The sequence below is a fragment of the Pseudomonas sp. 8AS genome (assembly GCF_902506505.1).
In the GTDB taxonomy this organism is placed as follows: Bacteria; Pseudomonadota; Gammaproteobacteria; order Pseudomonadales; family Pseudomonadaceae; genus Aquipseudomonas.
On record NZ_LR733406.1, the window covers coordinates 1,129,747 to 1,147,798 of the forward strand.

At 66.3% G+C, this 18,052-nt stretch carries 16 protein-coding genes; 2 read left to right on the top strand and 14 right to left on the bottom strand.

All coding sequences use genetic code 11. The annotated features are described in order from the left end of the window. Positions 1-53: 53 nt before the first annotated feature. The 14 genes from GV001_RS05250 to GV001_RS05315 all read right to left on the bottom strand — a co-directional run bounded on the left by GV001_RS05250 (position 54) and on the right by GV001_RS05315 (position 15,487). Positions 54-1,328, bottom strand: coding sequence for a cyclopropane-fatty-acyl-phospholipid synthase family protein (locus GV001_RS05250; RefSeq protein ID WP_160078592.1), 1,275 nt, complete (start codon positions 1,326-1,328; stop codon positions 54-56). After that, complete coding sequence (locus tag GV001_RS05255) at positions 1,315-2,133, bottom strand: DUF1365 domain-containing protein (RefSeq protein ID WP_160078593.1); 819 nt, start codon at positions 2,131-2,133, stop codon at positions 1,315-1,317. Before GV001_RS05255 ends, GV001_RS05250 begins: the two co-directional genes overlap by 14 nt. Next, the gene (locus tag GV001_RS05260; protein ID WP_160078594.1) at positions 2,130-3,377 is read right to left on the bottom strand and encodes an NAD(P)/FAD-dependent oxidoreductase; all 1,248 of its coding nucleotides are present in this window, start codon (positions 3,375-3,377) and stop codon (positions 2,130-2,132) included. Before GV001_RS05260 ends, GV001_RS05255 begins: the two co-directional genes overlap by 4 nt. Next, complete coding sequence (locus GV001_RS05265; RefSeq protein WP_160078595.1) at positions 3,374-4,138, bottom strand: SDR family oxidoreductase; 765 nt, start codon at positions 4,136-4,138, stop codon at positions 3,374-3,376. Before GV001_RS05265 ends, GV001_RS05260 begins: the two co-directional genes overlap by 4 nt. Beyond that, entirely contained in the window at positions 4,135-4,557 is a 423-nt protein-coding gene (locus GV001_RS05270; protein WP_160078596.1) for a nuclear transport factor 2 family protein, read from the bottom strand. Before GV001_RS05270 ends, GV001_RS05265 begins: the two co-directional genes overlap by 4 nt. Next, positions 4,550-6,004 (bottom strand): deoxyribodipyrimidine photo-lyase, encoded by a 1,455-nt coding sequence (gene phrB / locus GV001_RS05275; protein ID WP_160078597.1) that lies wholly within the window; start codon positions 6,002-6,004, stop codon positions 4,550-4,552. The genes GV001_RS05270 and phrB overlap by 8 nt, the downstream gene beginning before the upstream one ends. Positions 6,005-6,013: 9 nt before the next feature. Continuing rightward, positions 6,014-6,940 carry a MerR family transcriptional regulator gene (locus GV001_RS05280; RefSeq protein WP_160078598.1) on the bottom strand — a complete coding sequence of 309 codons (927 nt, stop codon included), beginning with the start codon at positions 6,938-6,940 and terminating at the stop codon, positions 6,014-6,016. Continuing rightward, positions 6,940-7,899, bottom strand: a complete 960-nt coding sequence (locus tag GV001_RS05285) for a DUF523 and DUF1722 domain-containing protein (protein WP_160078599.1) — start codon at positions 7,897-7,899, stop codon at positions 6,940-6,942. The genes GV001_RS05280 and GV001_RS05285 overlap by 1 nt, the downstream gene beginning before the upstream one ends. A gap of 235 nt (positions 7,900-8,134) precedes the next feature. Further along, a complete protein-coding gene (locus GV001_RS05290; RefSeq protein WP_160083184.1) occupies positions 8,135-8,431 on the bottom strand; it encodes a helix-turn-helix domain-containing protein in 297 nt (98 codons plus the stop codon). Positions 8,432-8,442: 11 nt separating this feature from the next. Then, a complete protein-coding gene (gene nhaD, locus GV001_RS05295) occupies positions 8,443-9,795 on the bottom strand; it encodes a sodium:proton antiporter NhaD (protein WP_160078600.1) in 1,353 nt (450 codons plus the stop codon). 140 nt (positions 9,796-9,935) lie between these two features. Then, the gene (locus GV001_RS05300; protein WP_160078601.1) at positions 9,936-12,767 is read right to left on the bottom strand and encodes a valine--tRNA ligase; all 2,832 of its coding nucleotides are present in this window, start codon (positions 12,765-12,767) and stop codon (positions 9,936-9,938) included. Positions 12,768-12,984: 217 nt separating this feature from the next. Next, complete coding sequence (locus GV001_RS05305; RefSeq protein ID WP_160078602.1) at positions 12,985-13,440, bottom strand: DNA polymerase III subunit chi; 456 nt, start codon at positions 13,438-13,440, stop codon at positions 12,985-12,987. 149 nt (positions 13,441-13,589) lie between these two features. Then, the gene (locus tag GV001_RS05310; protein WP_160078603.1) at positions 13,590-14,006 is read right to left on the bottom strand and encodes a DNA polymerase III subunit chi; all 417 of its coding nucleotides are present in this window, start codon (positions 14,004-14,006) and stop codon (positions 13,590-13,592) included. Continuing rightward, complete coding sequence (locus GV001_RS05315) at positions 14,003-15,487, bottom strand: leucyl aminopeptidase (protein ID WP_160078604.1); 1,485 nt, start codon at positions 15,485-15,487, stop codon at positions 14,003-14,005. The genes GV001_RS05310 and GV001_RS05315 overlap by 4 nt, the downstream gene beginning before the upstream one ends. A gap of 144 nt (positions 15,488-15,631) precedes the next feature. Here GV001_RS05315 and lptF point away from each other — a divergent pair, with 144 nt between their 5' ends. Continuing rightward, positions 15,632-16,768, top strand: coding sequence for an LPS export ABC transporter permease LptF (gene lptF, locus GV001_RS05320; RefSeq protein WP_160078605.1), 1,137 nt, complete (start codon positions 15,632-15,634; stop codon positions 16,766-16,768). Then, on the top strand, positions 16,755-17,816 hold the full coding sequence (gene lptG, locus GV001_RS05325) for an LPS export ABC transporter permease LptG (RefSeq protein ID WP_160078606.1): 1,062 nt from the start codon (positions 16,755-16,757) through the stop codon (positions 17,814-17,816). Before lptF ends, lptG begins: the two co-directional genes overlap by 14 nt. The last annotated feature ends 236 nt before the right edge of the window (positions 17,817-18,052 follow it).

Genomic DNA, 18,052 nt, shown 5'->3' on the forward strand with positions numbered 1-18,052 from the left:
AGGCTTGCCTCTCCCACGGCCCCTCTCCCATAAATGGGAGAGGGGAAACAGGCTCAGGCTTTGAAGCGCCCGAGCAGTGGCGCCGGCACGGCTTTCTGCTTGGCCAGCAGCAGTTGCGCGGTGCCGATGGTGCGTTCGAGGAAGCCGCCTTCGCAATAGCACAGGTAGAACTCCCACAGACGATAGAAGTAATCGTCGTAGCCCAGCTCTTCCAGGGCATGGCGGGCGCGGCGCAGGTTGTCGTGCCACAGGCGCAGGGTCCTGGCGTAGTGCAGGCCGAAGTCCTCCATGTGGTGCAGGTTCATGTCGGTCTCGCGGTTAACGATTTCCAGCATCTTGTGCACCGAGGGCAGGGCGCCGCCGGGGAAGATGTAGCGCTGGATGAAGTCCACCGAGCGCTTGGCCTGCTCGTAGCGCTGGTCGCGGATGGTGATGGCTTGCAGCAGCATCAGGCCATCATCCTTGAGCAGGCGCGCGCACTGCTTGAAGTAGGTGGGCAGGAAGCGATGGCCGACCGCTTCGATCATCTCGATCGACACCAGCTTGTCGTACTGGCCGGTGAGGTCGCGGTAGTCCTCCAGCAGCAGGGTGATGCGCTCCTGCAGGCCTTGCTCCTCGATACGCCGTTGGGTGTAGGCGAACTGCTCCTTCGACAGGGTCGTGGTGGTGACCTTGCAGCCGTAATGGCTGGCTGCGTAGATGGCCATGCTGCCCCAGCCGGTGCCGATTTCCAGCAGGTGGTCGCCGGGCTTGAGTTGCAGCTTCTGGCAGATGCGTTCGAGCTTGTTCAACTGCGCCTGTTCCAGGCTGTCGTCTTCGCGCTCGAACATGGCTGCCGAGTACATCATGGTCGGGTCGAGGAACTGCTCGAACAGCGCATTGCCGAGGTCGTAGTGGGCGGCGATGTTCTTCTGCGAGCCCTTGCGGGTATTGCGGTTGAGCCAGTGCAGGCCCTGGATCAGCGGGCGGCCGAGGCGGGCCAGGCCGCCTTCCATGGCATCCAGCACGTCGAGGTTGCTGACGAACACGCGGATCACCGCGGTCAGATCCGGGGTGCTCCAGTAGCCGTGGATGTAGGCCTCGCCGGAGCCGATCGAACCGTTGCCGGCGACCAGGCCCCACACCGCCGGGTCGTGCACGTGGATCTCCGCATGCAGCGGCGATCCAGCCTGGCCGAACAGCAGGCGTTCGCCGTTTTCATAGACGGCCAGTTGGCCATGGCGCAACTGGCCGAGCTGGCGCAGTACGGCGCTGCGCAGCAGGCAGGCGCCCAGGCCACTGCCGGCGCGTACGCTGGATTTTGCAGAGGTCAGGCTAGGGGTTTTCATGGCGAGACTCCTGAGCAGAGGGGCTGGCCACGCGGTATTCACCTTGCGCGGCGTGATGGGAAAAAATCGGTAGGTGTTTGAGCAGCAGGCGCAGGGCCTGCCAGTAGATGCCGAGCAGGGTCTTGCCGGTCATCCAGGGGAAACTCAGCAGGTGGCGGTGCAGGCTGGCGCGGTTGAGGGCCTGGCGCTGCAGGCCGAGGCTGGCGACGAATAGGCGCTCCTCGCCCTGCCAGTCCTCCATCTGGATGCTCAGGCGCTCGTCCGGCTGATTGAAGCGCATGCGGTATTCCAGCTCGCGCGGCAGGAACGGCGAGACGTGGAAGGCCTTGGCCACGGCGAAGTGCTGAACCCCTTCGCCACCGGCCGGCAGCACGTCGCTGGCCGGCAACACATAGTGATAGCGCTCGCGCCAAGGCGTATTGCTGACCTCGCAGAGGATCGCCGCCAGGCGCCCATCGGCTTCATAGCAGTAGTAGAAACTCGCCGGGTTGAAGGCCAGGCCCCAGCTGCGCGGCTGAGTCAACAGGCACACACGCCCGCCCGGCACGTGGCCGAGGGCTTCGCCGATGCGCTGGCGCACCGCGTCAATCAGGCGCATGCCCTGGCGGGTGAACTGCGGCAGGTAGTCGCTTTCGCGGAAGGCGAACGGCGCGAAACGCCCGCGCCCGGCCAGGGGCGACAGGGCCAGCACGGCGTCCTGTTCGTCGAGGTCGAGCAGCAGCATGCCCATGCGATAGCGGAAGTCGTGACCGCGCGGCAGGAAGCGCCGGTGGCCGACCCAGCCGCTGTACAGGGCACTGTTCACAGGCGCTCCCCGAAGGCGTCGGCAACGCGCAGGGCACTGACCACGCCGTCTTCATGGAAGCCACTGGCCCAGTAGGCGCCGCAGAAGTGGCTGTGCTGCTGGCCGCTGATTTCGTTCCAGCGCGCCTGGGCTTTGAGCCCGGCCAGGCTGTACTGCGGATGGGCGTAGCGGTAGCGGCCGAGGATCTTCGCCGGGTCGATGGCGGCGGTCTGGTTGAGGCTGACGCAGAAGGTGTGCGGCGCCTGGATGCCCTGCAGGATGTTCATGTTGTAGGTGACGGCGGCAGGTTGTTCTGCAGGGCCACCCAGGCGGTAGTTCCAGCTGGCCCAGGCCAGCGGCCGGTCGGGCAGCAGGCGGGTGTCGGTGTGCAGCACCACGTCATTGTCGGCGTAGCGCAGATCGCCAAGGATCTCCTGTTCGGCCTGGCTCGGCTCGGCCAGCAGGGCCAGGGCCTGGTCGCTGTGGCAGGCGAACACCACCTGGTCGAAACGTTCGGCACCAAAGGCGCTGTGTACGGTAACGCCCTCGGCATCGCGCTCGACGCGTTGCACCGGGCAGTTCAGGCGGATCTTCTCGGCAAAGCTGGCGCTCAGCGGCGCCACATAGCTGCGCGAGCCGCCGCTGACCACGTGCCACTGCGGACGGTTGCTGACCGAGAGCAGGCCGTGGTTCTTGAAGAAGCGCACGAAGAACTGCAGCGGGAAGCTGAGCATGTCGGCCAGCGACATCGACCAGATTGCCGCGCCCATCGGCACGATGTAGTGGTCGATGAAACGCTGGCCGTAGCCACGTTCCTGCAGGTAGGTGCCGAGGATGGTATCGGCGGCGATGCGCTGTTCGGCGAGGTCGGCCAGGGCTTCCTTGTTGAAGCGCAGGATGTCGCTGATCATGCCCCAGAAGCGCGGCGACAACAGGTTGCTGCGCTGGGCGAACAGGCTGTTGAGGGTATTGCCGTTGTACTCGCTGCCGGTCGCCGGGTCATGCACCGAGAAGCTCATTTCGGTGGGCTGCGAAGCGACGCCGAGCTGGCCGAGCAGCTTGATGAAGTTGGGGTAGGTCCAGTCGTTGAACACGATAAAACCGGTATCTATCGCATAGCTTCGACCCTGGACTTCGACATCCACCGTGTGGGTGTGGCCGCCGACCCAGTCGCTGGCTTCGAACACGCAGATGTCGTGCTGGCGATTGAGCAGGTAGGCACTGGTCAGACCGGCGATACCACTGCCGATGATGGCAATTTTCATGCGTTGGATTCCGCGTTGGAGCTACGTGCCATGCGTTTGCCCAGGGCCAGTTGCAGGCCCTTGGGCAGGTGGGCAAGGAGCAGCAGGGTGGCGATAAAGGGGCCGGGGAAGGCAATTTCGTAGGGGCGCTTGTCCAGGCGCTCGGCGATGTGCCGGGCGGCTTTGTCCACCGGCCAGCGCATCGGCATGGGGAAGTCGTTTTTCTGCGTCAGCGGGGTGTCGACGAAGCCCGGGCTGACCAGGGTGACGGCGATGCCCTCGGCGGCCAGGTCGATGCGCAGGGTCTCGAACAGGTAGCGCATGGCCGCCTTCGACGCGCCATAGGCCTCGGCGCGCGGCAGCGGCAGGTAGGTCACCGAACTGCCGACGCCGACCAGGTGCGGCTGCGCGCTCTGCCGTAGCAGCGGCAGGGCGGCCTCGATGCAGTAGCTGGCGGAGAACAGGTTGGCGCGCATCACCCGTTCGATCATCGCCGCCTCGAAGTGGCGGCTGTCCACGTACTCGCAGGTGCCGGCATTGAGGATCACCCTGTCGAGCACGCCCCAGTGCTCGTGGATGCGCTCGCCGATGGCCTTGACCTGCTCGGCATCGCTGAGGTCGCCGGGCGCCAGCAGCACCTGCTGCGGGAAGCGTTCGGCGAGGGTCTGCAGGGCGCCGGCATTGCGCGCACTGACGGCCAGGTGATGGCCCTGGTGCAGGAGGATTTCCGCCAGGGCAGCGCCAATCCCGCTGCTGGCGCCGGTGAGCCAGATACGTTTCATGCCAATCTCCCTTTTAGCCAGGCAATCACCCGACCGAGGATCGGCAGGTGTTCATAGAGCAGGGCGCCGGCATCGAAGTAATCGCGATGTTGGTAGACCTTGTCGCGCCAACGCAGGTGCGAACAGCCTTCGACGCGGATCAGGGCACCGCCGCGCAGGCGCGGATGGCGATAACTCATGGTCCAGCGCAGGTAGCCTTCGCCCTCGGCGCTCTGGTCGAAACCATAGAAATCGAAGCGCAGCCCGCTGACGTTGGCGTACAGCTCGCCGAAGTAGCCGCGTACCGCCGGCAGGCCGTGCACTTCGTGCAGCGGGTCGCGGAACAGGATGTCGTCGCTGTACAGCTCGCGCAGGCGGTCGAGGTTGCTGGCATCGAGGCTGGCGAAGCGTTCGGCGAACTGGCGCAGGAAGTCAGTCATGGGCGGCCTCCCGCTGTGGCAGGTTCTTGAAGGCCGCCAGGGCGCGTTCACGGGAGCGGGCCAGGTCGACGATCGGCCGTGGGTAGTCGGCCAGGCCGAACAGCCCGCCGCCCAAGGTTGCTGAGGGGGCCGCCGGGTTATGGATGTCGCGCTTGTTCAGGCCGACCAGCTCCGGCACCCAGTGGCGGATGAAACGACCATCCGGGTCGAATTTCTGCGACTGGCTGAGCGGGTTGAAGATGCGGAAGTAGGGCACCGAGTCGGTGCCGGTGGACGAGCTCCACTGCCAGCCGCCGTTGTTGGCCGCCAGGTCGCCGTCGATCAGGTGGCGCATGAAGAAGCGCTCGCCCTCGCGCCAGTCGATCAGCAGGTTCTTGGTCAGGAACATCGCCACCACCATGCGCAGGCGGTTGTGCATCCAGCCGGTGGCCAGCAGCTGGCGCATGGCCGCGTCGATGATCGGGATGCCGGTGCGGCCCTCCTGCCAGGCGGCCAGCTCGTCCGGTGCGTTACGCCAGGGCAGGGCCTCGGTCTCCGGGCGGAAGGCGCGATGGCGGCTGACGCACGGGTAGCCGACCAGGATGTGCTTGTAGAACTCGCGCCAGAGCAGTTCGTTGATCCAGGTGATGACGCCCTGGCTGCCGCTGTCGAACTCGCCGTGGTTGTGGCGCAGCGCCGCATGCAGGCATTGGCGCGGCGACAGCACACCGGCGGCCAGATAGGCGGCCAGCTGGCTGGTGCCGGGCAGGGCGGGGAAGTCGCGCTGGTTGTGGTAGGCGTCGAGCTGCTCGTCGGCGAAGCGCGCCAGGCGTTCGCTGGCTGCCGCTGCGCCGGCCGGCCAGAGCTGACGCAGGCTGGCGCTGGGGCTGGCAAAACCTTCTACTGCACTCGGCACGGCGTCGCTGGCGATGTCCAGTGGCGCTTGTGCCGGCGGGGTGCCGAGCAGGGCCGGCAGGGCCGTGTGCAGGCGCTGGTAACAGACCTTGCGGAACTGGCTGTAGACCTGGAAGTAGCCGCCTGACTGGGTCAGCACGCTGCCGGGCTGGAACAGCAACTGGTCGAGGTGCCGGCGAAACTGCAAGCCCTGCTGCTGCAGGCGCGCGGCCACGGCCTGGTCGCGCTGGCTTTCGTGGATGCCGTATTCCTCGTTGACCTGCACGCAGTCGATACGCAACTCGCGGCACAGCTCGGCCAGTACCTCGGGCGCGTCGCGCCAGCGCGGCGCCGAGCGAATCAGCAGCGGCACATTGAGCGCGGCCAGCTCGGCGGATAGCTCGCGCAGGTTGCGCAGCCAGAAGTCGACTTTGCACGGCGCGTCGTCGTGCTCCAGCCACTGCTGCGGGCTGAGCAGGTACAGGGCGATGGTCGGCCCGGCGGCCATCGCGGCCGTCAGGGCGGTGTTGTCCTGTACGCGCAGGTCGCTGCGCAGCCAGATCAGTTGACGCATGGGCATTCCTTATTGGGGGCCGAGCAGGCCCAGCAGCTGCAGGCTGTGCTGGGCGGCAAGGGGGTCGTTGACCAGGTGCAGGCCGCACTGGTCGTGCAGTTCTTCGGCGTGGATCTGCGCCGCCGGCCCGGCCAGCAGCAGCGGCACGTCGCAGGCACTGTTCAGGCGCGGCAGTTCGCGGCGAACCTGCTGGCTGTCCAGGGACTGGCTGGAATAGAGCAGCAGGCCGCGCGGGACAATGGCTTCCACGGCCAGGGCCAGTTCGGCGCTCGGCAGGGGCCAGTCGAACACTTCCACCGGACAGTCGGCGCTGCTGGCCAGCCAGGCGCACAGCCACAGGCCGGGTTCCATGGGCAGCGTTGAGAGGTTGACCATCAACAGCGGTGCGCCGCTCTGCTGGCGGTTGTTGTGGTAGATCCGTGCGCCCAGCTTGCTGCGTAGCCAGGAGTGGAAAAACACCCGCTCCAGCTGATGGCCGAGTGCCGGGTGCTGCCAGCGCTGATCGAGGTCGGCCAGCAGCGGCAGGATCAGCAGTTCGCACAGGGTAAATGGCGGGTAGAGCGACAGGGCCTGGTTGAACTGTTCGTCGAGCTGGCGTTCGGCCTGGCGACTGATGGCCTGCAGCAGGGCCTGGCGCTGGCGCTGCCAGTCGCTGCTGGCGTCGCTGGCCGGCGCGCTGCGGTTGTCGAGCAGCTCCTTGACCTGGCCGACCGCCACTCCACGGCCCAGCCAGGTGAGGATGGCCTGGATGCGCGCGACGTGTTCCGGCGAATAGAGGCGGTGGCCCTTGGGCGTGCGATAGGGCACCACCAGGCCGTAGCGGCGTTCCCAGGCGCGCAGGGTGACCGGGTTGACCCCGGTGCTGCGGGTCACCTCGCGGATCGGCAGGTAGCCGCGGTCGATGGCCTCCAGGTAGGCGTCGAAGCCATCGTTCATCAGATGGCGTTCCGCAGGCTGAGGTTTTCCGGGTGCGGCTGCAGATAGGCCTGGCGCGCGATGTAGTGATGCGGATGCCGGCGGAAGTGGTGCTTGAGCAGGGTCAACGGCACCACCAGCGGGATGATGCCGCAGCGGTACTGGGCAATCAGCTGCTGCATCTCGTCGCGTTCCTCACGGCTCAGGGCCTGCTTGAGGTAGCCGGACAGGTGCTGCAGTACGTTGCTGTGGGTGCCGCGGGTGGCGCACTTCTGCAGCGCGGCTATCAGCTGGCTGAAATAGCGCGGGCCGATTTCCTGCGGGTCATGGGCGCCGAGGTTGCCCAACAGCTGGCCGAGGGCCTTGTACTGCAGCGGGTTGCTGGCCATCAGCTGGTATTTGTAGCGGGCGTGGAAGTCGATGATCGCCTTGCGGGTCAGGCCGGCGGCCAGCAGGCGGCGCCATTCGGCGTAGGCGAATACGCGGGTGAGGAAGTTCTCGCGCAGCACCGGGTCGTTGAGGCGGCCGTCTTCCTCCACCGGCAGGTCCGGGTGGCGGGCGCAGAAAGCGGCGGCGAACAGGCCGCGGCCACCGCCTTTCTGCGGCAGGCCCTTGGCGTCGTAGACCTTGACCCGTTCCAGGCCGCAGGACGGCGACTTCTGCATGAAGATGTAGCCGCACAGCTCGTCGTGCTGCTCGGCCATGCGCTGGCCGTAGTCGCTCAGCGCCTCACTGACATCCAGCTCGGCGCGCAGGCTGCCGACCGCGCGCGGCGCCTGCGGGTCGCCGACCAGACGGATCGGCTGGCGCGGCACGCCCAGGCCGATGGCCATCTCGGGGCACAGCGGGACGAACTCGAAGTGCTCGGCCAGCACCTGGCTGCACAGCTGCGATTCCTTGTGTCCGCCGTTGAAGCGCACTTCGCTGCCGAGCAGGCAGGCGCTGATGCCGACTCTGGGCTTCTGGCTGCTGTTGTACATATCAGGCCCCTCGATGAATTACTTGTACAGATAGGTTTATTTGTACAGCTTGAGTTAATCATAGGTTTTGCGTTGTACAAGTCAAATTGTTTGTACAGCTTTGCGTGAGGAATTTGTGCGGAGCTGTTGCGCGCGCACGGCAGCACGCGCACTGGCTGATGCAGGATCAGTCAGTGCCGCGGGTGCGAGGGGAGGAGGGAGAGCTGCTTGGGATCAGGCGATCCGAGCCGGGGTCTCAGGGGTAGCCGAGCAGGCTCTTGATCTGCGGCAGGTGGGCGCCGACCCAGGCCCGGTCGATCGGGCCCCAGGCCTGGATGGCGTAGTGCCCGGCGTTGTTGCGCGCGCCGTCGTGCTGGACGAAGTCGCAGAGGATATCCAGCTCGGCGAGCGCGGCCAGGGTGTCCTGGGCGGTGCGCCGCGGCATGCCGGTGGCCGCCATCAGCGCCGGCACCGTGGTGGCGCTGCCGCTGTCGATCAGCCAGGCCACGTACAGGCGGCGGTAGAAACTGGTGCGGGTCTTGCTCGCCTCCACGCTTGCCATGCTCATAGGGCGGCCATCCCTATATAAGTGGCGGCGCCGGCCAGGTAGCCGAGCAGGGCCAGCAGGCTGACCTTCTTCAGGTACCAGAGGAAGTCGATCTTCTCCATGCCCATGGCCGCCACCCCGGCGGCCGAGCCGATGATCAGGCAGCTGCCGCCGGTGCCGGCGCAGAAGGCCAGCAGTTCCCAGAACACGCCGTCGGCGACGAACTGCGACAGCCAGCCGGCCTGCTCGCCGGCGGCGACCGCCGCCTCGGGGGTGACCAGCGGATACATCTTCATGGCGCCGGCCACCAGCGGCACGTTGTCCACCACCGAGGACAGCAGGCCGATGGCCAGGTTGATGGCATAGACGTTGCCCAGGCTGTCCTTGAGCGCGCCGGCGACCTGGGTCAGGTGGCCGGCGGTGGCCAGGCTGGAGACCGCCAGCAGGATGCCGAGGAAGAACAGCACGCTGGTGGTGTCGATTCTGCGCAGCACGCCGACCACCGAGAGCGGGTGCTTGTCTTCCTCGTTCTTGCTGCGGTGCAGCCACTCGGTGACCACCCACAGCACGCCCAGGCCGAAGAGGATGCCCATGTACGGCGGCAGATGGGTGATGCCCTTGAATACCGGGACGAACAGCAGGGCGCCCAAGCCCAGGGCGAACACCAGCTTACGCTCGAAAGGCGTGGTCGGGTCGCGGCGCTCGGCCTCGCTGAGCAGCTCCTCGGGGCGCTCGAACTCGCCGCGCATGGTCAGGCTCAGCGCCAGCAGCGGCACCAGCAGGCAGACCAGGCTGGGCAGGAACAGCGCGCCGATAATACCGGTGGCGCTGATCTGGTGACCGATCCAGAGCATGGTGGTGGTCACGTCGCCGATCGGCGACCAGGCGCCGCCGGCGTTGGCGGCGATCACTACCATGCCGACATAGAACCAGCGCTCGCGCTGGTCGCCGATTAGCTTGCGCAGCAGCGAGACCATGACGATGGTGGTGGTCAGGTTGTCCAGCACGGCGGAGAGGAAGAAGGTGATGAAGCCGATCAGCCACAGCAGGGTGACCCGCTTGTTGGTGCGGATGCGGTCGGTGATCACTTTGAAGCCTTCGTGGGCATCGACCAGCTCGACTATGGTCATGGCGCCCAGCAGGAAGAACAGGATCTCGGCGATCTCGCCCAGGTGATGGCGCAGCTCCCCGGCGGGCCCGTGTTCGCTTGCGGCCAGGGCCGGCAACAGGCTGTCGGCGCCCAGGGCCAGCACCGTCCAGCACAGCACGGCGGTGAGCAGGGCCGAGGCAGCCTTGTCAATCTTCAGCGGGTGTTCGAGGGCGATGCACAGGTAGCCCGCGATGAACAGCAGGGCCATGAGGACATACATGGGAAGCATCCTTTCGCGTTTTTGTTATTTGTGTAGTCATTATCGGTGAGGCGAGACTTTTTTATCACGCCGTGCGGCGGCTGCCTTGATGCTTGGCAAGAAAAAGCCCGCCGATCTGACGATGGGCGGGCTTCTACACATCACAGCGCGGCGATTTTGCCGCGCTGCTCGACCAGCTTGGCCAGCGCCTGTTCGGCCTCGGCCAGCTTGGCGCGCTCCTTGTCGAGCACCTCGGTCGGCGCCTTGGCGACGAAGCCTTCGTTGGCGAGCTTGCCGCCCACGCGCTGGACTTCGCCCTGCAGACGCTGGATTTCCTTGTCCAGGCGCGCCAGTTCGGCGTCCTTGTCGATCAGTCCGGCCATCGGCACCAGTACCTGCATCTCGCCGACCAGGGCGGTGGCGGACATCGGCGCTTCCTCGCCAGCCGCCAGCACGCGCACCGATTCCAGCTTGGCCAGCTTGCTGAGCAGCGGCTCGAAGTCGGCCAGGCGGCGCAGGTCTTCGGCACCCGCGTTCTGCACGATGATATCGATGCGCTTGGCCATGGAGATCTTCATCTCGCCGCGGATCTGCCGTACGCCGAGCATCAGTTGCTTGACCCACTCGATGTCGCCTTCGGCGCTCGCGTCGATGCGGCTCTCGTTGGCCACCGGCCAGGCCTGCAGCATGATGGTCTCGCCGCTGACGCCAGCCTGGGGCTTGATGCGCTGCCAGATTTCTTCGGTGATGAAGGGCATGAACGGGTGGGCCAGGCGCAGTATCACTTCCAGCACGCGCACCAGGGTGCGGCGGGTGCCGCGCTGGCGCTCGATCGGCGCGTTCTCGTCCCACAGTACCGGCTTGACCAGCTCCAGGTACCAGGCGCAGTACTCGTCCCAGATAAACTCATACAAGGCTTGTGCCGCCAGGTCGAAGCGGAAGGCGTCGAGGTGGCGGGTGACGTCCTGCTCGCAGCGCTGCAGGGCGGAGATGATCCAGCGGTCGACCGGCGACAGGTCGACGGCTTCACCATTGATGCCGGTGTCCTGGTTGTCGGTGTTCTCGATGACGAAGTTGGCGGCGTTCCACAGCTTGTTGCAGAAGTTGCGGTAGCCCTCGACGCGGCCCATGTCGAACTTGATGTCGCGGCCGGTGGAGGCCAGCGCCAGGTTGGTGAAGCGCAGGGCGTCGGTGCCGTAGGCGGCGATGCCTTCGGGGAACTCGGCGCGGGTCTGCTTGGCGATCTTCTCGGCCAGCTTGGGCTGCATCATGCCGCTGGTGCGCTTGGCCACCAGGGATTCCAGATCGATGCCGTCGACGATGTCCAGCGGGTCGAGCACGTTGCCCTTGGACTTGGACATCTTCTGGCCCTGGCCGTCGCGCACCAGGCCGTGCACGTACACGGTCTTGAACGGGATCTGCCCGGTCAGGTGGGTGGACAGCATGATCATCCGGGCGACCCAGAAGAAGATGATGTCGAAGCCCGTTACAAGAACATCCGTGGGGTGGAAGGTCTTGAGGAAGTCGGTCTGCTGCGGCCAGCCGAGGGTGGAGAAGGTCCACAGGCCGGAGCTGAACCAGGTGTCCAGCACGTCCTCGTCCTGGCGCAGTTTGGCGTCGCCCAGATTGTGCTTGGTGCGTACTTCCGCCTCGTCGCGACCGACGTAGACGTTGCCGGCGTCGTCGTACCAGGCCGGGATGCGGTGGCCCCACCAGAGCTGACGGCTGATGCACCAGTCCTGGATGTCGCGCATCCAGCTGAAGTACATGTTCTCGTACTGCTTGGGCACGAACTGGATTTCGCCACTCTCGACCACGGCGATGGCTTTTTCGGCCAGCGGCTTGGTGGAGACGTACCACTGGTCGGTCAGCCACGGCTCGATCACGGTGCCGGAGCGGTCGCCCTTCGGCACTTTCAGGGCGTGGTCGTCGATCTTCTCCAGCAGGCCGGCGGCTTCAAACGCCGCAACGATCTGCTTACGGGCGACGAAGCGGTCGAGGCCGGCGTATTCGGCCGGCAGGCTGCCGTCGATCTCGGCGTTGACGCTGCCGTCGATGTTGAACACCTGGGCCTTGGCGAGAACCTGCGCATCCTTGTCGAAGATGTTGATCAGCGGCAGGTTGTGGCGCTTGCCGACTTCATAGTCGTTGAAATCGTGGGCCGGGGTGATCTTCACGCAGCCGGTGCCGAATTCGGGGTCGCAGTAGTCGTCGGCGATGATCGGGATACGGCGGCCCAGCAGGGGCAGCTTGACGAAGGTGCCGATCAGGGCCTTGTAGCGCTCGTCTTCCGGGTGCACGGCCACGGCGGCGTCGCCGAGCATGGTTTCCGGGCGGGTGGTGGCGACGATCAGGTAGTCCTTGCCGTCGGCGGTGGTGTTGCCGTCGGCCAGCGGATAGCGCAGGTTCCACAGGTGGCCTTTCTCGTCGTGGTTTTCCACTTCGAGGTCGGAGATGGCGGTGTGGAACTTGGTGTCCCAGTTGACCAGACGCTTGCCGCGGTAGATCAGACCGTCCTGGTGCAGGCGTACGAAGGCCTCTTTAACAGCCTCGGACAGACCTTCGTCCATGGTGAAGCGCTCGCGCGACCAGTCCACCGAAGAGCCCAGGCGACGGATCTGCCGGGTGATGGTGCCGCCGGACTGTTCCTTCCATTCCCAGACCTTTTCCAGGAACTTCTCGCGGCCCAGGTCGTGGCGGCCGATACCGTCGGCGGCCAGCTGGCGCTCGACCACCATCTGCGTGGCGATGCCCGCGTGGTCGGTGCCCGGCTGCCACAGGGTGTTGCGGCCCTGCATGCGGCGGAAGCGGACCAGGCAGTCCATGATCGAGTTGTTGAAGCCATGGCCCATGTGCAGGCTGCCGGTGACGTTCGGCGGCGGGATCATGATGGTGTAGGGCTCGCCGGAACCTTGCGGGGCGAAGTAGTGGTTCGCCTCCCAGTTCTCGTACAGGGCGGTTTCGATGGCGTGGGGCTGGTAGGTCTTGTCCATGGGTGCGGCGGGACCGTATTGGCAACTGATCGGGAAAGCCGGCAAGTATAACGGCAAAGGCCAGACGGCCAAAGGCCGGCGCTACGAGAGGCGGATGGCGGGCGTTTGCCGGGCCCTTCAGGCTGGCGTTTGGCGCTTGCGAGATGAGGGCGGCGGTGTTGCGGTAAGCAGCGCTGGCCTCTGTGCGGTGTTCGTGGTGCGCGGCGCACCTTGCGAATCAGGGCTTGCGCTGGGCCAGCAGGCGGTCGAGGCGGGCGTCGAGGCGGCGCTTGAGTTCGGCCTCGATCTGCGGCACGAAGTCGTCGATCACGTCCTGCAGCAGCAGTTGCGCGGCGGCGCGCAGTTCGCCGTCGAGGCGGTTCAGCTCGCGGCTGCCCTGGGCGCCGAGGCTGCGCTGGACGGCATTGCCGATGGCCGAACTGGCGGGCGCGGCCGGGGTCGTCGGTGCGGCGGGCGCAGGTGCGGGCTGCGTCGGTGCCGCGCTTGGCAGCAGGGGCGGCAGGCTCACGGCCGGGCCGGGCTCGATGATGTCGGAGAGCAGGGGGATCTGCAGTTCGCCGTCGAGGCTGTCGGTGAGCAGCGGCGGCTCGAGTTGTTGCTCTTCCAGCAGCTGACGGATCGACTCGAGGTCGTCCAGCAGATGGCCGGGCTTGGGTGGTTTCGGGGTGTCCATGATGCGATCAGAGCCTGTTCATGAGCTCGCGAGCTAGAGCCAGGCAAGGCGAAGACAGGCGAGGAAGCGCAGTTTACGAATGGCAAATGAGCATTTGAGCCTGTTTTCAACGCTGCATGGCCGACGCGCAGCAGATCATGGACAGGTTCTCAGAGCTCTACACGCTGCGGATCATAGCCTTTCTGCCGGTACAGGCGGAAATTCTCGCGACACAAGGCCAGCAGCTGCGGCTCCTGGTTGACGATCTCGATGACCCGGGCGAACTGCTCCAGGTGCGGCGACAGCGCCGGGTGGAGGTTGATCAGCAGGCCCTGGCTGGCAGCCGGCGCCTCGTCCAGGCCGAGCACCACCGGCGCCTGCGGGTTGTGCTGGTGCAGGTCGTGGGGCACGAAGCTGTCGCCCTTGAAGCGCCACAGCAGCTCGTCCAGCTCCTCGCACTGGGCCTGGTCGCTGCCGCGCAGGAACACCGGCAGGCCGGCACGCCAGGCCTTCAGTGCCAGCTGGCAGGCCGCGCGCAGGCGGCCTTCCGGCGTGGTGGAGGAGAGGACGTAGAACTCGACTCTCACTTGACCCTGTCCAGCAGGTACTGGGTCAGCAGGGGTACCGGGCGGCCGGTGGCGCCCTTGTCCTTGCCGCCGCTGATCCAGGCGGTGCCGGCGATGTCCAGGTGCGCCCAGTGGTACTGCTTGGCGAAGCGCGACAAGAAACAACCAGCGGTGATGGTGCCGGCCTTGGGCCCGCCGATGTTGGCGATGTCGGCGAAGGGGCTGTCCAGCTGCTCCTGGTACTCGTCGTGCAGCGGCAGCTGCCAGGCGCGGTCGTCGGCGTGCTCGCCGGCCTTGAGGAGTTGCTTGACCAGCGCCTCGTTGTTGCCCATCAGCCCGGAGACCTGGCTGCCCAGGGCGACGATGCAGGCGCCGGTGAGGGTGGCGATGTCGATCACCGCCTGCGGCTTGAAGCGCTCGGCATAGGTCAGGGTGTCGCACAGCACCAGGCGGCCTTCGGCGTCGGTGTTGAGGATTTCCACTGTCTGTCCGCTCATGCTGGTGACGATGTCGCCGGGGCGGGTGGCGCCGCCGCTGGGCATGTTCTCGGCACAGGCCAGCAGGCACACCAGGTTGATCGGCAGCTGCAGTTCGAGCACGGCCTTGAGGGTGCCGAACACGCTGGCGGCGCCGCACATGTCGTACTTCATCTCGTCCATGCCGGCGGCCGGCTTGATGCTGATGCCGCCGGTGTCGAAGGTGATGCCCTTGCCGACCAGGGCGAAGGGTGCCTCGTCCTTGGCGCCGCCGTGGTAGTGCATGACGATCATGCGCGGCGGCTGCGCGCTGCCCTGGGCCACGGCGAGGAAGGCGCCGGCGCCGAGCTCCTTGAGCTTTTTCTCGTCGAGGATCTCGACCTTGAGGTTCTTGTGCGCCTTGCCCAGGGCCTTGGCCTCGTCGGCCAGGTAGCTGGGGTGGCAGAGGTTCGGCGGCAGGTTGCCGAGGTTGCGGGTGAACGCCATGCCGCTGGCGATGGCCTGGGCATGCAGGCTGCCGCGCTCGGTGTCGGCCTGCTCGGCCTTGTCGGCGATCAGGGTGATCTTCTTCAGCGCGCGGGCTTCGGCCTTCTGGCTCTTGAACTGGTCGAACACATAGTCGCCGTCGGCCAGGGTCTCGACCAGCAGGCGGGCCTTGGCGTAGGCGTCGCGGCCCTTGGCCTTGAGTTCGCCGAGGGCCAGCACCGCGTCGCCGCCGCCCAGGCCCTTGAGTACGCCGTGCACCGCTGCAACCAATTTGCGGTACTGGCGGTCGGATAGCTCGCCCTTGCCGCTGCCGACCAGCAGCACGCGCTCGGCCTTGAGGCCCGGCAGGCTGTGCAGCAGCAGGGTCTGCCCGGACTTGCCGGCGATATCGCCGCGCTTGAGCAGGGCGCTGATGGCGCCAGCGCTGGCCTCATCCACGGCCTTGGCGGCCAGGCCGAGCTTGCGGCCCTCGCCAATGGCGACCACCAGGGTGGCGGTCTTCAGGGTTTCCGGGCGGGTGCTTTTGACGAGGAATTCCATGCTGAGCTGTCCCCAAGACAAAGAGTCGGGTTTGGCGGATAATGGCCGCTATTTTTTCGAGGGCCTGCACGTGCTGCAGGCCGGCAAAGGTGCCGGCTAGTTTGAGCGTAGCCACCTGAGCCTGACAACCCTGGAGTGTCCGGTTTGATCGTCTTCCGTTACCTGTCCCGTGAAGTGCTGCTTACCCTCAGCGCGGTCAGTGCCGTGCTGCTGGTGATCATCATGAGCGGGCGTTTCATCAAGTACCTGGCCCAGGCGGCGCAAGGCCTGCTCGACCCCGGCGTGCTGTTCATGATCATGGGCTACCGCCTGCCGGGCTTCCTCCAGCTGATTCTGCCGCTGGGCCTGTTCCTCGGCATCCTGCTGGCCTACGGGCGCCTCTACCTGGACAGCGAGATGACCGTGCTGTCGGCCACCGGCATGAGCCACAAACGCCTGCTGACCTACACTATGGCCCCGGCGCTGCTGGTCGCCCTGCTGACCGCCTGGCTGAGCCTGGGCCTGGCACCGCAAGGGGTGGCCGAGGTCACGCGGATCTTCAACCAGCAGGATGCCCTGACCGAGTTCGATACCCTGGTGCCCGGCCGCTTCCAGGCGATGAAGGACGGCTCGCGGGTGACCTATACCGAAAGCCTGTCGGCGGATCGTGGCCAGCTGGCCGGCGTGTTCATCTCCGAGAAGCGCCTGAGCCGCGACAAGGACGAGAAGAACAAGGAGCGCGGCATCACCGTGCTGGTCGCCGAAAGCGGACGCCAGGTGATCCAGGCTGACGGCAGCCGCTACCTGATCCTGGAAAACGGTTACCGCTACGACGGCAACCCGGGCCAGGCCGACTACCGGGCGATCCAGTACGAGACCTACGGCGTGCTGCTGCCCAAGCCGTCGGTGAGCAACGAGATCGGCGAGCGCGAAGCCATTCCCACCCGCGAGCTGTTCGGCAGCGACAACCCCAAGCACCAGGCCGAGCTGCAGTGGCGCCTGTCGATTCCGCTGCTGGTGTTCGTCGTCACCCTGCTGGCCGTGCCGCTGGCCCGGGTCAACCCACGCCAGGGCCGCTTCCTCAAGCTGCTGCCGGCGATCCTCCTGTACATGGCCTACCTGGCGCTGCTGATCGGCGCCCGCGGCCAGCTGGACAAGGGCAAGATTCACCAGGACCTGGGGCTGTGGTGGGTGCACGGCCTGTTCCTGTTGATCGGATTGGGGCTGTTCTTCTGGACGCCCGTGCAACTCAAGCTGGCCAGCCGCCGCGCAGTGAAGGAGATGGCCCATGGTCAGGCTTGATCGTTACATCGGGACCAGCGTGTTCTTCGCCATCATGGCGGTGCTGGGGATCATCGTCGGCCTGGCGCTGCTGTTCGCCTTCATCGACGAACTGGGCGATCTCGGGGACTCCTACGGCACTCTCGAGGCGCTGGTCTACGTGCTGCTGACCCTGCCGCGGCGGATCTACGAGATGCTGCCGATGGCGGCACTGATCGGCTGCCTGATCGGCCTCGGCAGCCTGGCCAGCAACAGCGAACTGACCATCATGCGTGCCGCCGGGGTCTCGGTCGGACGCATCGTCTGGGCGGTGATGAAGCCCATGCTGGTGCTGATGCTGGTCGGCCTGCTGATCGGCGAATACCTGGCGCCCTGGAGCGAGAACCTGGCCCAGGCGCACCGTTCGATGGCCCAGGGCGGCGGCGAGGCGCAGAGCTCCAAACGCGGCCTGTGGCACCGCCAGGGCCAGGAATACATCCACATCAACGCCGTGCAGCCCAATGGTCGGCTGTACGGGGTGACCCGCTACCAGTTCGACGACCAGCGTCATCTGCTGTCTTCCAGCTTCGCCCGCCGTGCGCTGTACCAGGGCGACCACTGGCAGCTGGAAGAGGTCAAGACCACGCATTTTCGCGAACGCACCACCGAGGTGGTCGAGGAGCCGAACCAGCGCTGGGACATCGAACTCAACCCGCAGCTGCTCGGCACCGTGGTGATGGCGCCAGAGGCCTTGTCGGTGAGCGGGCTGTGGCGCTATATCCAGTACCTGGGCGAGCAGGGGTTGAACAACGGCAGCTACTGGCTGGCGTTCTGGACCAAGGTGCTGCAACCGCTGGTGACCGCCGCGCTGGTGTTGATGGCGATTTCCTTCATCTTCGGCCCGCTGCGTTCGGTGACCCTCGGTCAGCGCGTGTTCACCGGCGTGTTGGTGGGCTTCGTGTTCCGCATCGCCCAGGACCTGCTCGGCCCCTCCAGCCTGGTGTTCGGCTTCTCGCCGCTGCTGGCGGTGCTGGTGCCGACCCTGATCTGCGCGGGGGCGGGCTTCGTGCTGCTCAGGCGCGCCGCCTGATCGAGGTTTGGATGTGCAAAGGCCGGGCTTAGCCCGGCCTTTTTGTTGGTGCAGCCCCTGTCAGGTGGCGAATGGGCTTGGTCGGGCCTGGAGGGCCCCGCTATTCACGGTTGCAGTCCGCGGCACTGGCGCAGGTGCCGGTAGGTTGGCGTTGAGTGTGGCGAAGCCCAGCGGTCTGGGATCGTTGGGCTTCGTCGTGCTGCCCCTCAACCCAACCTACGGCTGGTGGTGTGCTG

What these genes read in the sequence shown, in the direction of transcription:
- GV001_RS05250 (WP_160078592.1), bottom strand. Translation starts at nt 1,328, where the DNA reads ATGAAAACCCCTAGCCTGACCTCTGCAAAATCCAGCGTACGCGCCGGC.
- GV001_RS05260 (WP_160078594.1), bottom strand. Translation starts at nt 3,377, where the DNA reads ATGAAAATTGCCATCATCGGCAGTGGTATCGCCGGTCTGACCAGTGCC.
- GV001_RS05300 (WP_160078601.1), bottom strand. Translation starts at nt 12,767, where the DNA reads ATGGACAAGACCTACCAGCCCCACGCCATCGAAACCGCCCTGTACGAG.
- GV001_RS05270 (WP_160078596.1), bottom strand. Translation starts at nt 4,557, where the DNA reads ATGACTGACTTCCTGCGCCAGTTCGCCGAACGCTTCGCCAGCCTCGAT.
- nhaD (WP_160078600.1), bottom strand. Translation starts at nt 9,795, where the DNA reads ATGTATGTCCTCATGGCCCTGCTGTTCATCGCGGGCTACCTGTGCATC.
- GV001_RS05280 (WP_160078598.1), bottom strand. Translation starts at nt 6,940, where the DNA reads ATGAACGATGGCTTCGACGCCTACCTGGAGGCCATCGACCGCGGCTAC.
- GV001_RS05285 (WP_160078599.1), bottom strand. Translation starts at nt 7,899, where the DNA reads ATGTACAACAGCAGCCAGAAGCCCAGAGTCGGCATCAGCGCCTGCCTG.
- GV001_RS05265 (WP_160078595.1), bottom strand. Translation starts at nt 4,138, where the DNA reads ATGAAACGTATCTGGCTCACCGGCGCCAGCAGCGGGATTGGCGCTGCC.
- phrB (WP_160078597.1), bottom strand. Translation starts at nt 6,004, where the DNA reads ATGCGTCAACTGATCTGGCTGCGCAGCGACCTGCGCGTACAGGACAAC.
- GV001_RS05315 (WP_160078604.1), bottom strand. Translation starts at nt 15,487, where the DNA reads ATGGAATTCCTCGTCAAAAGCACCCGCCCGGAAACCCTGAAGACCGCC.
- lptG (WP_160078606.1), top strand. Translation starts at nt 16,755, where the DNA reads ATGGTCAGGCTTGATCGTTACATCGGGACCAGCGTGTTCTTCGCCATC.
- GV001_RS05305 (WP_160078602.1), bottom strand. Translation starts at nt 13,440, where the DNA reads ATGGACACCCCGAAACCACCCAAGCCCGGCCATCTGCTGGACGACCTC.